Origin of the sequence: Pseudomonas sp. GV085, assembly GCF_003050925.1 — a bacterium.
GTDB lineage: Bacteria > Pseudomonadota > Gammaproteobacteria > Pseudomonadales > Pseudomonadaceae > Aquipseudomonas.
The window spans coordinates 649,259-662,674 of record NZ_QAOV01000001.1; the positions used below are offsets into that span (position 1 = coordinate 649,259).

A 13,416-nucleotide genomic window follows, 5' to 3' on the forward strand; every position below is an offset into this window, starting at 1 on the left:
GCAGTATTCGCTACCGGGAGGCACAGGTCATGGATTTTTTGCTCGGGTTGTTCAGTCGGGTCACGGGGAACGAGGAGATGGCGCGCCTGTTGTTCCTTGGCGCGATCGGTTTGAGTACGGGGCTTGTGGTCGTCGCCGTGATATTGCTGATGCAGGGTCTTCAGGACCCGGTGCAGCGTCGCCTGGCGCTGATCAAGCGTGGTCATTTAGGTAACACGACCGGGCAGGAAGCCCCGGGTAACCTGCAAATGTTGCTGGAGCGGGTCGGCCAGCGCTTTGCCTCGACCGGATCGGCTCAGGCTTCCGTCACCCAGACCCTGTTGATGCATGCGGGATACCGCTCCTCGTCGGCGGTGCAGATGTACTGGGCAGTGCGCTTGATGTTGCCGCTGTTATTGATCGGTATTGCGTTGCTGCTGTTGCCGATGATTCCCAAGGTTTCCCTGATCATGGGGCTGCTGTTGGTGGTCTTGGTGGCCGGTATCGGATGGTTGCTGCCAGCACTGTATGTCGCCAAGCGCAAGCAGTTGCGACAAGGTCGGCTGCGTGCCGCGTTTCCGGATGCGCTGGATCTGATGGTGGTGTGCGTGGAGTCGGGCCTGGCCTTGCCCACGACCATCGAACGGGTGGCTGAGGAGATGTCGGTCAGTCAGGTCGAACTGGCTGAAGAACTGGCGCTGGTCAATGCGCAAATCCGCGCGGGCATTTCCAGTACCGAGGCGCTCAAGCAACTGGCCGTACGCACTGGCCTGGATGACGTACAAGGGCTGGTCAGCCTGTTGGCGCAGAGTATCCGCTTCGGTACCAGCGTGGCCGACACCTTGCGCATCTATGCCGATGAGTTCCGTGACCGGCGTACGCAGGCCGCCGAAGAGCTGGGGGCGAAAGTCGGTACCAAGCTGATATTCCCGCTGATTTTCTGTCTATGGCCGAGCTTCTTTTTGGTCGCTATCGGCCCAGCCCTGATCGGGGTATTCAGAGTATTCGGTAAGTGAACAGGAGTGGCTTGCTGTCGAACAAGGTGGCTGTACTGCATAAAAACGGAGCAGGCGAACGGAGTGCATTCACTCCAATCGCTTGCTCCACCTCGTAGTACCTGGACTGTATTTTCCTGCACTCGTGATTGAGCCCGGCTTTGCAGCCAGGCCACTCTGGACGACGCCAGAGGCTGATCACCCATCGACAGGCCTCAGTTGCCGATGGTCATTTCTCCCGCTGTATCCTGGTCATAAAACTCCGGAATCGGGAAGTTGAAGCTATTCAGCCAGCGCTGCATGGCCAGGTCACGTTCGGTGGCCGAAGCGGTTTGCAGGTGAGGGGAGGCAACCACACCGCGAATCTGCAGCTGCAACCACTGTTCGGTGCCTTGTTGATACGGCGAAGAGGGCCCCGGCTCAATGGCCCAGGCAGTGGTGGACAGGCAAGCCGTGCACAGGATCAACAGCCGTTTGGTATTCATCTCGACTCCTCGTACGTTCTACTTGTTCGCACTGGAAGAGGCATCGGCTACCTCAGTTTTGCGATTGCCATCGGTAGCCACCACTTTATTGGCGGAGGCCTTGAGTTTTTCCGCGCGGGTTTGAGCCTCTACGACTTGCTTGGGGCTCAAGTCGGCGCGGGTCACCAGTTCGGCGGCGGCCTTCCAGTTATCCTGGTAAATCAGCAACGTCACCATATTGAGTGCCGCCAGTGTGTTTGCCTGCTTGAGCTCCATGGCGGTCATGAACTCGAAGCGTGCTTCAGGGATCCGGTGCTGATTGAGGTAGACGACCCCCAGGTCATTGCGCATCCTGTCGTCGGTGGGGGCCATCTGCACCGCACGCTCAAGGTGAGTGGCAGCGCTGGCGTTATCATTTTTGGCGGCGGCCAGTTGGCCCAGGCCAAGTTCCCCTTCAGCTGCCAGACAGGTGCCGAGCAAGCTTTCGTACAAGGGCTGCGCGTCGCCGCTACGCCCCATCAAGCGCAGCACCCGAGCCTTGCGCAGGCGGACCTGGACCAGGCTATCGGGCATTCCTTCCAGATTCGCCAGGCTGGCATACAAACGGCCTTCGTCGGCCATGCTGTCGGCCAGGTTCAGGGCCAGTTCCTGCTCCGAACCGGGCTTGGCACAGCTGGCCGGTCGCGAAGACAGGCCATTGCTGGCACAACCGGCAAGCATTAATGTCGCCGCTATTGCAATGACTGCTCTCATCGAAGGTCCCCTGGCTACAACAGGTTGAACGCCTGGCCAATGGCAATAAGGCTGGCCCGGCAAGCGTGCAAAGTCACCGTCAGGCGTGAGGGCGAGGCCCGTCTGGTTCAGGCTCCGGTTCATTGCGAGAGCCCGCTGCGACTGTCGAAGTCGCCATTTTCAAGGAAAAACATGCGATAGAAGTTCGGGTCGTAATTGCGCAGCTGCTCGCCAGGCAATGACGGCAGTTGTGCATTGGCCGCCAGTGGCTGGACCAGATGCGGGGTGACGATCATCAGCAGTTCGCGCTCTTCACGGTTGATGGTGTTGTCGCGGAAAAACGCGCCCAGAACCGGGATATCGCCCAGCCCCGGAAATTTGTTCACCTGGGAAGTGTTGCGGGAGCTGATCAGGCCGCTGATGACGAAGCTTTCGCCGTCGGCCAGGGAGATGCTGGTATCGGTACGGCGCACGGTCAGGGCCGGAACTATCGTGCCGGCGATGCTCACGGCGTTGGTGAAGTCCAGTTCACTGACTTCCGGCGCCACCTTCAGCGCGATACGGTTTTTCCCGACGATGGTCGGCGTCAGGGTCAGGCGGATACCGAATTCCTTGTACTCGATGAACACGTTATCGCTGCCTGAACTGGGCACCGGAATCGGTATTTCACCACCGGCCAGGAAGCTCGCGCTTTGCCCGCTGAGCGCTACCAGGCTTGGCCGCGCCAGGGTGTAGGCGAAACCGCTGCCTTCCAGCGCGTTGAGCGCCACCAGGGTACTGCCGGTAGCAAAAGTGAGGTTGAAGTTGTCGTTGTTCACCGGTATCACCGGCGTGACAATGCCGCCGATGGTGGGCAAGGTTCTCGGCGAGCCGAACAGGAAGTTGCCGCGGACGCCGAAAATCGAGGCAGAGGCTTCCTTGAGCTTGGTCCGGCTGACTTCAACGAAGCGGATATCGGTCTGCACCTGGCTCGGCAGCAGCGGGTCGTCGGAGGGCACCGACGGCGCGCTGGTCAGCGCCGCTGTGGCTTTACCCTTGACGAACACCATGCTTTGGCGCGGCGTTTTCGAACAGGCGGTCCAGACCATCAGGCTGGTGGTCCCGGGCGCAAGGCCCGTGAGTATGAACGCGTTGCTGCCGCTGGGTTGCACGTCGGCAATTTTCGGGTCACCCACCGCCAGTTGCGTTACCGCAACGGGGCTGCGCAGTTCACTCTGCAGCCCCTGACCGACCTCGTAGGTTGTCGGCCAATTGTCCAGTTGCGGGCAATTGGCCGGCGCGGCCTGAGCCGCATCCACGCTGAGGCCCATCCAGAACAGGCCATGGATAATTCGCTTGAACGCGGGCTCGGTACGAAAGCTCATTAAGTACATCCTCACTGGATGGGCCGTCTTTAGGCGGACTGAGTTGTCTCGGATCACTTCACGGGGATCGGGCTATCCCCCCAATGCGCCAGACCCGTTATCCATGGCCTTGGCGTTATTCCTTGCGTTACACACGAGCGGGTCCACTTCGCTGATCTGGCGGGACAGCGAGCGACCTGGTTCCCTCGGAATGCAATCGGTAATGAAGGTACAGAGCCGGAAAACGCCTGCCAGGATCATGGTGAGGTAACTCCTTTTGCCAATTCGCTGTCTGATCACTGAAGCTGACGTGGAAAATCAAGCCGTGATGACTTCTTATTGTTTGAAGGTAGTTCAATCAGTCCAAAGTGCCATGAATTTAAACAAAACCATTGGTGCAAAGGCTGGGTTTAGGCGGGCGGGCGAGCGATTCGGGCAAGGTCGCAGCGCAGTGCGCTTGCCTGATGTTGACGGGGGGGCGCTGAAGGCAATAAAAAAGGCCCGCATACTCAAGCATGCGGGCCTTTGGCTTCACTGATAGAAGATCAGTGCTTGCTGTCCTGGTTCGACAGCGCCAGCAGCTGTTTTTCCTGGTTCCAGTCGAAAGGTTCGTCGTTCTGTTCGGCTTCGAAGCGGCGTTCTTCCAGGGCCTGATACAGGTCAATCTCTTCATCGGACAAGTAGTGCAGGCAATCACCGGCGAAATACCACAGCAGATCCCGTGGAATCAGGTGGGCGATTTGCGGATAACGGGAAATGACTTGAGTCAGGATGTCCTGGCCCAGGTACTGGCTTTCGATCGGGTCGATCGGCAGTGACGCCAGCAATTCGTCGAAGCGCTCAAGGAACAAGGCATGGCTTTCTTCGGGAACCTGCTCGGCCTCACCTACGGCGACCAGGATGCTGCGCAGGTGGTCGAGTAAAACGAGATGGTCGGCAACGATGTTGGACACGAGATAAGTCCTCAAGAGCAAAACGGGCGCGGGAGTATAAAGCGCCAGCGCCCGTTTTTACATGCTTGAAGGGATCAGCGGACTTTTCCCTTGGCCAACGCCAGAGCCTTTTGGTCAAAGTCATCGACATCGATCACCTTGCGTCGGGCCGCTTCGGCTTCACGCAGGGTTTGGGCTTCCACCGGCTGCAACACGCCAGCTTCGAGGGCGGCATCGATCGCCGACTCGCCGGCCAGCGGTTTGACCTGACCACTCTTGAGTGCCACGTGCAGCTTTTTCTGCAACGGCTGAGCGGCACTCAACAGATTGCAGGCGTGTTGCAATGCCCCGACCGGATCGTCGCTCGCTTGTGGGCGATAGCAACCCACAAGCAATTCCTCCAGGGCAGGGTCGCCCTTGGCGCGGCCAATCAATGCAGCGACTTCGGCACCGAGTTTGTCCGATGGCCCTTTGTGCCGGCGACCGAACGGGAACACGATCACCCGCAACAGGCAGCCGACGACTTTGTTCGGGAAGTTATTCAACAGCTCATCCATGGCCCGTTCCGCCTGCCCCAGGCTTTCCTCCATGGCCCAGGTCAGCAGTGGTGTCATGTACTGCGGTGAGTCGAGGTCGTTGTAGCGTTTGAGCGCGGCGGAGGCCAGGTAGAGGTTGCTCAGCACGTCACCCAGCCGTGCGGACAGCCGTTCCCGGCGTTTCAACTCTCCCCCCAGCAGCATCATGCTGAGGTCGGCGAGCAGGGCGAAAGCAGCGGCCTGACGATTGAGGGCGCGGAAATAACCCTGGCTGAGCTTGTCGCCCGGGGTGTGTTCGAAGTGTCCGAAACCGAGATTGAGCACCAGTGTGCTGGCGGCGTTGCTCACGGCAAAACCGATGTGCTTGAGCAGCAGGCCATCGAATTCTGTGAGCGCCTGATCCTTGTCTTCACTGCCGGCGAGGTCCATTTCCTTGAGGACGAAGGGATGGCAACGAATCGCGCCCTGGCCGAAGATGATCAGGTTGCGCGAGAGAATGTTCGCGCCTTCGACGGTGATGAAAATCGGCGCGCAGTTCCATTTGCGACCGAGGTAGTTGTTCGGCCCCATGATGATTGCCTTGCCGCCGTGCACATCCATGGCATCGCTGAGGCAGTCGCGGCCGCGCTCGGTCAGGTGGTACTTGAGAATCGCCGACAGCACCGACGGTTTCTCGCCCAGGTCGACCGCATTGGCGGTCAGCATGCGGGCGGCGTCCATCATCCAGGTGTTGCCGCCAATACGCGCCATGGCTTCCTGAATGCCTTCGAAAGCGCCAATCGGCACGTTGAACTGCTCGCGAACCTGAGCGTATTGGCCCGTCACCAGACTGGTGAACTTGGCCATGCCGGTGCCCACCGCCGGCAGGGAAATCGAACGCCCGACCGACAGGCAATTCATCAGCATCATCCAGCCCTTGCCGAGCATTTCCTGGCCGCCGATGAGGAACTCCAGCGGGACGAACACGTCCTTGCCTGAGTTCGGGCCATTCATGAATGCGGCACCCAACGGCAGATGCCGGCGGCCGATCTCGACACCGGGCAGGTCGGTCGGAATCAGTGCGAGGCTGATGCCCAAGTCCTCCTGATCACCCAGCAGGTGATCCGGGTCATAGGCCTTGAAGGCCAGGCCGAGGAGGGTGGCCACCGGGCCGAGGGTGATGTAACGCTTTTCCCAGTTCAGGCGCAGGCCGAGGACTTCCTGACCCTGCCATTCACTTTTGCAGATCACTCCCGAGTCCGGCATGCCGCCGGCGTCGGAGCCGGCCAGCGGGCCGGTAAGGGCAAAGCACGGGATATCGTCGCCGCGTGCCAGGCGTGGCAGGTAATGGTTGCGTTGTTCGTCGGTACCGTAATGCAGCAACAGTTCGGCCGGGCCGAGGGAGTTGGGGACCATCACGGTGGTGACGAGGTCGCCACTGTGGCTCGCCAGTTTCATCGCCACTTGCGAGTGGGCATAAGCGGAGAAGCCCTTGCCGCCAAACTCCTTGGGGATGATCAGGGCGAAAAAGCCGTTGTCCTTGATGAAGCTCCAGACTTCGGGCGGCAGGTCCATGGTTTGACTGAGCTGCCATTCATTGACCATGGTGCAGAGTGTTTCGGTCGGCCCGTCGATGAAAGCCTGTTCCTCTTCGTTCAATTGCGCTTTGGGATAGGACAGCAGTTTGCTCCAGTCCGGACGGCCACTGAACAGTTCGCCATCCCACCAGACCGTGCCGGCGTCGATGGCGTCGCGCTCGGTTTGCGACATGGGTGGCAGGGTTTTCCGGAACCAGTTGAACATCGGTGCGCTGAACAATTTGCGGCGCAGGTCGGGCAGCAGCAAGGGCGCGGCGACAGCGGCGATCAACACCCAGATAACCAGCAGCAACCAGCCCGGCGCGCGGCTGAACGCACCCATTGCCACGGCATAGACGGCCACGATGACCAGGGCGGGCAGCGGGGCGATGCGGCGGTGGGCCAAATAAGCAATCCCGACCAGCAGAACCAGTATCCACAACAGCAGCATATCCATTCCTCCGTGAAACCATGGCGAACCAGCCCACAGAGCTTAGACGGCATCCGTAAAACAGGCAGGTCACAGCGATGTGATTGGAATCGTGGGAAAAGCGTTGATCGAGCGAGCGACAAAGCGCCCATGTTTGGCCGAAACGTCGTTATCTCTGTGCTCAAGTGCTCGCTAGACTCGGGACTTCCCCAGGAGATTGTTCTCATGCACGAGTATCTGAGTCCCGGCCGCTTCATCGATAGTGACCACCCGTCCGTGGTGGAGTTCGCCGAAAAACACCGTGGCGCCAGTCGCGATCCGCTTGCGCAGGCGATCAGTCTCTATTACGCCGTGCGCGAAGCGGTGCGCTACAACCCGTACACATTCAGCCGCGATCCGCAGACCCTGTGCGGCAGTTATGCGTTGGCGGCCGGGGAGAGTTACTGCGTGCCCAAGGCCACGTTGCTGGCAGGTGCGGCACGGCATTGCGGGATACCCGCGCGGATCGGCCTGGCGGATGTGCGCAATCATTTGTCGACGCCACGGCTGCTTGAGTTGCTCAAGAGCGACATGTTCGCCATGCACGGCTACACCGAGTTTTATTTGCAGGGTCGCTGGGTCAAGGCGACACCTGCGTTCAACCGCAAACTCTGCGACCTGTTCAATGTGGCGCCGCTGGAATTCGACGGGATCAACGACAGCGTTTTTCATCCCTTCAACCGCGATGGCGCGAAGCTGATGGAGTACCTGGTCGATCACGGCCAGTTCGCCGACGTACCTGAAGCGTTCTTTTTCGAACACCTGGAAAAATGCTATCCGCACCTGTTCGGTGAGCAACAGCAACCGCTGTTGGGTGATATGCAGAGCGATTTGAGTCGCGCCTGATCCGGCGTATGCTGCCTGCCCACTTACCGAAAAAGAGGCGCTCATGCTGAAGATCTGGGGTCGGAAAAACTCATCGAATGTCAGAAAGCCATTGTGGGCCGCCGAAGAACTTGGGCTTGCCTACGAGGCTATCGATGCCGGTGGCGCCTTTGGTGTCGTCGATACGCCCGAGTACCGCGCGATGAACCCCAACGGTCGGGTTCCGGTGATCGAGGACGATGGCTTCGTGCTGTGGGAATCCAACGCCATCGTGCGTTATCTGATGGCCCGTCACGCCGACGGCACGGCCTGGTATCCGGCGGATCTGCAAGCCCGTGCCAGCGCCGAGAAGTGGATGGACTGGACCACCTCAAGCTTTGCCGGCCCGTTCCGTACCGTGTTCTGGGGTGTGCTGCGTACCCCGGCAGACCAGCAGGACTGGCTCGCCATCAAGGCGGCGATCAAGGAATGCGACACGCTGCTGGCGATGGCCGATCAGGCGTTGGCGAACAAGCCCTACCTGTCCGGAGACGAAATCGGCATGGGCGATATTCCCCTGGGCAGTTTCATTTATGCCTGGTTCGAGATGCCGATCGAGCGTGCGCCACAGCCGCATCTGCAGGCCTGGTACGCGCGGTTGAAGCAGCGTCCGGCGTATCAAAAGGCAGTCATGACCGCGTTGACTTAATACTCACTATCGACACGCTTGACTGTACTTGTGTGGCGGCGACAAGCACCATTGCGCTGATGCGACGTGGTTGCAATGCGCGCCGCCCGCCCTGACCTGACCCTTTTTCCCCTTCTTGGTGCGTAAATCAGATATGAGTTCCGCTCTGTCCATCCGGCAGCTAACCAAAACCTACGGCAACGGTTTCCAGGCCCTGAGTGGTATCGATCTGGATGTCGCCGAAGGTGACTTCTTCGCCTTGCTCGGCCCGAACGGCGCCGGCAAATCCACGACCATCGGGATTCTCTCGACCCTGGTGAACAAGACCAGCGGCACGGTAAATATCTTCGGTCACGACCTGGACAAAAATCCTGCGCAGCTCAAACGCTGCATCGGCGTGGTGCCCCAGGAATTCAACTTCAACCAGTTCGAAAAGACCTTCGACATCGTCGTGACGCAGGCCGGCTACTACGGCATCCCGGCGAAAATCGCCAAGGAACGCGCCGAACAGTACCTGACCCAGCTCGGCCTGTGGGACAAGAAGGACGTGCCGTCGCGTTCGCTGTCCGGCGGCATGAAGCGGCGCCTGATGATCGCCCGCGCGCTGGTTCATGAACCGCGCCTGCTGATCCTCGACGAACCGACTGCCGGGGTGGACATCGAACTGCGTCGCTCGATGTGGAGCTTCCTCACCGAGCTGAACCAGAAAGGCATCACCATCATCCTCACCACCCACTACCTGGAAGAGGCTGAGCAGTTGTGCCGCAACATCGGCATCATCGACCACGGCACCATCGTCGAGAACACCAGCATGAAGCAGTTGCTCAGCCAACTGCATGTCGAAACCTTCCTGCTGGATATGAAAAACACCTTGCAAGTAGCCCCTCAGTTGCTCGGCTATCCGTCCCGGCTGATCGACAGCCATACCCTGGAAGTCCAGGTGGACAAGTCCATGGGCATCACCGCGCTGTTCACCCAGTTGGCGCAGCAGAACATCGAAGTGCTGAGCCTGCGCAACAAAACCAATCGCCTTGAGGAGTTGTTCGTGTCCCTGGTGGAGAAAAATCTGTCGAAGGTGGCGGTATGAGTTCCGAGCTGCGCCCCAACCTCGTTGCCCTCAACACCATCGTTTACCGTGAAGTCCGGCGTTTCACCCGGATCTGGCCGCAGACCCTGCTGCCGCCGGCCATCACCATGGTTTTGTACTTCGTGATCTTCGGTAATCTGATCGGTCGGCAAATCGGCGACATGGGTGGCTTCACTTACATGGAGTACATCGTGCCGGGGCTGATCATGATGTCGGTGATCACCAACTCCTACGGCAACGTGGTGTCGAGTTTCTTCGGCAGCAAGTTCCAGCGATCCATCGAAGAACTGATGGTCTCGCCGCTGTCGCCGCACACCATTCTGGTCGGCTACACCCTGGGCGGCGTGCTGCGTGGCTTGATGGTGGGGATCATCGTGACTCTGCTGTCGCTGTTCTTCACCCATTTGCAGGTGCATCACCTGGGCGTGACCATTTTGGTGGTGGTGCTGACCGCAACGATCTTCTCGCTGCTGGGCTTCATCAACGCCGTGTTTGCGCGAAACTTCGATGACATTTCGATCATCCCGACTTTCGTGCTGACGCCACTGACCTACCTGGGCGGGGTCTTCTACTCGATCACCTTGCTGCCGCCGTTCTGGCAGACCGTGTCCCTGGCCAACCCGGTGCTGCACATGGTCAACGCGTTCCGTTACGGCATCCTGGGCGTTTCGGATATTCGCATCAGCGTGGCGATCGCCTTCATGCTGGTTGCGACCGTGGTGCTGTATCTCGGTAGTGCACGGTTGCTGGTGAGTGGACGCGGGATGCGTACCTGACCTTCCCTGTAGGAGCTGCCGCAGGCTGCGATCTTTTGATCTTGATTTGGGTACTGGTCAGAAACCCGTTAAAAGCGAAAAGATCGCAGGCTTCGCCAGCTCCTACAGGGGGTGTATGGCAGATATGAAAAACGGCGCCCTGGGGCGCCGTTTTGCATTCTCACATCCGGCTCTTCTTGCGTCGCTTCCATTGCCTGCCCACCCACCAGCGCCAATACATCATTACCAGGAAGTAGGCCAGTGCCCCGAGTACCAGCCCGGTTACCACCGAACCCAGCAGAAACGGTTGCCACAAGGTCGAGATTTCGCCGCTGATCCACTCCCAGCTCAGCGAGTCCGGCAACTGCCGGGCGGGGACGTCCATCAGCCAGGCGCCGGTCTGGTAGGTGCAAAAGAACACAGCGGGCATGGTGATCGGGTTGGTCAGCCAGACCAGGCTCACGGCGATCGGCATGTTGCCGCGCACGATGATGGCGAGGATGGCCGCCAGCAGCATCTGCAGCGGAATCGGCAGGAACGCGGCGAACAGGCCCACGGCCATGGCGCGGGCAACGGAGTGGCGATTGAGGTGCCACAGGTTCGGGTCATGCAACAGCGTGCCGAGAAAGCGTAAGGACTTGTGTTCCCTGATGCTCATCGGGTCTGGCATGTAACGTTTGAATAAGCGCCGGGGCATAAGGCTTCTCGGTCGGTCAGGGCGGCAAGTATGTCTGGATTCCAGGAACTGCCCATTCAGACTTTGTGACAATTATTGACGACGCCCATGCAACGGGCGGGCTAAGCCTTGAGGGTACTCTCAAGGACGGGCTTATGCGCACAGGGATGATGGCGCTGGCGTTGGGTCTGCTGACCTTGCGTTTTTTACCGGCATTGCCGCCGGTCTGGTTGTGGCTGGCGATGCCGGTAGCGGGTTTGATGTTGCTGCCGTTCAGGACGTATCCGGTGGCGTTTTACCTGTTCGGTTTGAGTTGGGCCTGCGCGAATGCGCAGTGGGCGCTGGACGACCGGTTGCCGCCGACCCTGGACGGCGAAACCCGCTGGATCGAAGGGCGGGTCACAGGCTTGCCCCGGCATGATGACGGTGTCGTGCGTTTCGAATTGACCGACATCCAGTCCCGACGTACCCGGCTGCCGCAGCAAATGCGTCTGGCCTGGTATGGCGGGCCGCCGGTGAACAGTGGCGAACGCTGGCGCCTGGCAGTCAAATTGAAGCGCCCGGTCGGACTCCTCAATCCGCAGGCCTTCGACTACCAGGCCTGGTTGCTGGCACAACGCATCGGAGCGACCGGGACGGTCAAGGAGGGCGAACGCCTTGCAGCAGCCCAATGGGCCTGGCGCGACGGAATCCGTCAGCGTTTGCTGGCGATGGATGCCCAAGGGCGAAGCGGCGCGTTGACGGCATTGGTACTCGGGGACGGCGCCGGGCTGAGTCGCGAAGACTGGCAGGTATTGCAGGACACCGGCACGGTGCATCTGTTGGTGATTTCCGGGCAGCACATCGGAATGCTGGCGGGCGTTGTGTATCTGCTGATCGCCGGCCTGGCCCGCTTTGGGTTATGGCCGAACCGTCTGCCATGGTTGCCCTGGGCGTGTGGCCTGGCATTCGCCGCTGCGCTCGGTTACGGGATGCTGGCCGGTTTCGGGGTGCCGGTGCGACGGGCCTGCGTGATGATCGGTCTGGTGTTGTTGTGGCGTCTACGGTTCCGTCATCTCGGTGCATGGTGGCCGCTGTTGCTGGCCCTCAACGGCATTTTGCTGCTGGAGCCGCTGGCGAGTCTTCAGCCTGGATTCTGGCTGTCCTTCGCGGCCGTGGCGGTCTTGATATTGATCTTCGGCGGTCGGTTGGGGCCATGGCGTTGGTGGCAAACCTGGACCCGCGCCCAGTGGCTGATTGCAATCGGGCTGTGCCCGTTGTTACTGGCACTGGGGTTGCCCATCAGTCTCAGCGGGCCGCTGGCCAATTTGTTCGCGGTGCCCTGGATCAGCCTGGTGGTACTGCCACCGGCGTTGCTCGGGACGCTGTTGCTGGCGGTGCCTTACGTGGGTGAAAAATTGCTGTGGCTGGCGGGCGGCCTGATCGATGGGTGGTTCAGGGGATTGGGGCTCGTCTCCGGTCAGGTTCCCGCGTGGGTACCCGCGGCCGTCCCGCTATGGGCCTGGGTAATCGGTGCCATTGGCGCCTTCTTGCTATTGCTGCCGCGAGGCGTACCGATGCGCCCGTTAGGCTGGCCCATGCTGTTGATGCTGGTTTTTTCGCCCAGGCCGATGTTGCCGGAAGGCATGGCCGAAGTCTGGCAACTGGATGTCGGCCAGGGGCTGGCGATCCTGGTGCGCACTCGGCATCACACGATGCTGTATGACGCCGGACCGCGTTTCGGTGAACTCGACCAGGGGGAGCGGATGGTGCTGCCGGCGTTGCGCAAACTGGGGGTGAAAGGCCTCGACCTGATGCTGATCAGCCACGCCCATGCCGATCATGCCGGCGGTGCCCGGGCAGTTGCCAAGGGCTTGCCGGTGAAACAGGTGGTCAGTGGTGAACCGTCGGACCTGCCTGCGCAGTTGCAGGCCGGGCGTTGTGAGAGCGGTCGGCAATGGACCTGGGATCAAGTCGATTTCCAGCTTTGGCACTGGCCATTGGCCGGCGACAGCAACCAGAACTCCTGTGTCCTGCTGATCGAGGCCAATGGCGAACGGTTGCTGTTGAGTGGCGACATCGATGCCGCCGCCGAGAGAGCCCTGCTGGACAGTCCGTTGGCCCTGCCCACCGATTGGTTGCAGGCGCCACACCACGGCAGTCGCAGTTCGTCGTCCGGGGCCCTGCTGGATGTCCTGCAACCAAAAGCTGCACTGATCTCTCGCGGGCAGGGCAATTCGTTTGGCCATCCGCATCCCACGGTCATCGCGCGTTATCAAAAACGTGGAATGGCGATCTACGACAGCGTCGAACAGGGTGCCATTCGTCTGCAACTGGGGCGCTTCGAGCTGCCGTGGTCAATGCGCCAGGAACGGCGTTTCTGGCGCGATCCGCCGCCCTCGGACCCATGACCGGGCATTA

Annotated in this window: 12 protein-coding genes; 6 read left to right on the top strand and 6 right to left on the bottom strand. The window is 60.3% G+C overall.

Annotated features, from left to right (window positions below):
* Positions 1-29 precede the first annotated feature (29 nt).
* Positions 30-995, top strand: coding sequence for a type II secretion system F family protein (locus tag C8K63_RS03030; protein ID WP_108215324.1), 966 nt, complete (start codon positions 30-32; stop codon positions 993-995).
* Between the two features lie 194 nt (positions 996-1,189).
* On the opposite strand, the gene C8K63_RS03035 is transcribed toward C8K63_RS03030, so the two are convergent.
* The 5 genes from C8K63_RS03035 to C8K63_RS03060 all read right to left on the bottom strand — a co-directional run bounded on the left by C8K63_RS03035 (position 1,190) and on the right by C8K63_RS03060 (position 6,988).
* Positions 1,190-1,459, bottom strand: a complete 270-nt coding sequence (locus C8K63_RS03035; RefSeq protein ID WP_108215325.1) for a DUF3613 domain-containing protein — start codon at positions 1,457-1,459, stop codon at positions 1,190-1,192.
* Between the two features lie 18 nt (positions 1,460-1,477).
* Entirely contained in the window at positions 1,478-2,191 is a 714-nt protein-coding gene (locus C8K63_RS03040) for a tetratricopeptide repeat protein (RefSeq protein ID WP_108215326.1), read from the bottom strand.
* Between the two features lie 119 nt (positions 2,192-2,310).
* Complete coding sequence (locus C8K63_RS03045; protein WP_108215327.1) at positions 2,311-3,534, bottom strand: type II and III secretion system protein family protein; 1,224 nt, start codon at positions 3,532-3,534, stop codon at positions 2,311-2,313.
* A gap of 524 nt (positions 3,535-4,058) precedes the next feature.
* Positions 4,059-4,466: a PA2817 family protein gene (locus tag C8K63_RS03055; RefSeq protein WP_007991629.1), complete on the bottom strand. Its 408-nt coding sequence runs from the start codon at positions 4,464-4,466 to the stop codon at positions 4,059-4,061.
* Positions 4,467-4,540: 74 nt separating this feature from the next.
* Positions 4,541-6,988 (bottom strand): acyl-CoA dehydrogenase, encoded by a 2,448-nt coding sequence (locus C8K63_RS03060; protein ID WP_108215328.1) that lies wholly within the window; start codon positions 6,986-6,988, stop codon positions 4,541-4,543.
* 204 nt (positions 6,989-7,192) lie between these two features.
* On the opposite strand from C8K63_RS03060, the gene C8K63_RS03065 reads away from it, so the two are divergent.
* The 4 genes from C8K63_RS03065 (at position 7,193) to C8K63_RS03080 (ending at position 10,361) form a co-directional block, all read left to right on the top strand.
* A complete protein-coding gene (locus tag C8K63_RS03065) occupies positions 7,193-7,852 on the top strand; it encodes a transglutaminase family protein (RefSeq protein WP_108215329.1) in 660 nt (219 codons plus the stop codon).
* A gap of 43 nt (positions 7,853-7,895) precedes the next feature.
* Positions 7,896-8,519, top strand: a complete 624-nt coding sequence (locus tag C8K63_RS03070) for a glutathione S-transferase family protein (RefSeq protein ID WP_108215330.1) — start codon at positions 7,896-7,898, stop codon at positions 8,517-8,519.
* Positions 8,520-8,652: 133 nt separating this feature from the next.
* Positions 8,653-9,585 carry an ABC transporter ATP-binding protein gene (locus C8K63_RS03075; protein WP_108215331.1) on the top strand — a complete coding sequence of 311 codons (933 nt, stop codon included), beginning with the start codon at positions 8,653-8,655 and terminating at the stop codon, positions 9,583-9,585.
* Entirely contained in the window at positions 9,582-10,361 is a 780-nt protein-coding gene (locus C8K63_RS03080) for an ABC transporter permease (protein ID WP_108215332.1), read from the top strand. The genes C8K63_RS03075 and C8K63_RS03080 overlap by 4 nt, the downstream gene beginning before the upstream one ends.
* Positions 10,362-10,521: 160 nt before the next feature.
* On the opposite strand, the gene C8K63_RS03085 is transcribed toward C8K63_RS03080, so the two are convergent.
* Positions 10,522-11,037: a DUF2062 domain-containing protein gene (locus tag C8K63_RS03085; protein ID WP_108215333.1), complete on the bottom strand. Its 516-nt coding sequence runs from the start codon at positions 11,035-11,037 to the stop codon at positions 10,522-10,524.
* A 134-nt stretch (positions 11,038-11,171) separates the two neighbouring features.
* Here C8K63_RS03085 and C8K63_RS03090 point away from each other — a divergent pair, with 134 nt between their 5' ends.
* The gene (locus C8K63_RS03090) at positions 11,172-13,406 is read left to right on the top strand and encodes a DNA internalization-related competence protein ComEC/Rec2 (protein ID WP_108215334.1); all 2,235 of its coding nucleotides are present in this window, start codon (positions 11,172-11,174) and stop codon (positions 13,404-13,406) included.
* Positions 13,407-13,416: the final 10 nt, after the last annotated feature.

Bases quoted from the DNA above. Each gene is read 5' to 3' on its own strand.
- C8K63_RS03030 (WP_108215324.1), top strand. From the start codon at position 30: ATGGATTTTTTGCTCGGGTTGTTCAGTCGGGTCACGGGGAACGAGGAG.
- C8K63_RS03035 (WP_108215325.1), bottom strand. From the start codon at position 1,459: ATGAATACCAAACGGCTGTTGATCCTGTGCACGGCTTGCCTGTCCACC.
- C8K63_RS03040 (WP_108215326.1), bottom strand. From the start codon at position 2,191: ATGAGAGCAGTCATTGCAATAGCGGCGACATTAATGCTTGCCGGTTGT.
- C8K63_RS03045 (WP_108215327.1), bottom strand. From the start codon at position 3,534: ATGAGCTTTCGTACCGAGCCCGCGTTCAAGCGAATTATCCATGGCCTG.
- C8K63_RS03060 (WP_108215328.1), bottom strand. From the start codon at position 6,988: ATGCTGCTGTTGTGGATACTGGTTCTGCTGGTCGGGATTGCTTATTTG.
- C8K63_RS03065 (WP_108215329.1), top strand. From the start codon at position 7,193: ATGCACGAGTATCTGAGTCCCGGCCGCTTCATCGATAGTGACCACCCG.
- C8K63_RS03070 (WP_108215330.1), top strand. From the start codon at position 7,896: ATGCTGAAGATCTGGGGTCGGAAAAACTCATCGAATGTCAGAAAGCCA.
- C8K63_RS03075 (WP_108215331.1), top strand. From the start codon at position 8,653: ATGAGTTCCGCTCTGTCCATCCGGCAGCTAACCAAAACCTACGGCAAC.
- C8K63_RS03080 (WP_108215332.1), top strand. From the start codon at position 9,582: ATGAGTTCCGAGCTGCGCCCCAACCTCGTTGCCCTCAACACCATCGTT.
- C8K63_RS03085 (WP_108215333.1), bottom strand. From the start codon at position 11,037: ATGCCCCGGCGCTTATTCAAACGTTACATGCCAGACCCGATGAGCATC.
- C8K63_RS03090 (WP_108215334.1), top strand. From the start codon at position 11,172: ATGCGCACAGGGATGATGGCGCTGGCGTTGGGTCTGCTGACCTTGCGT.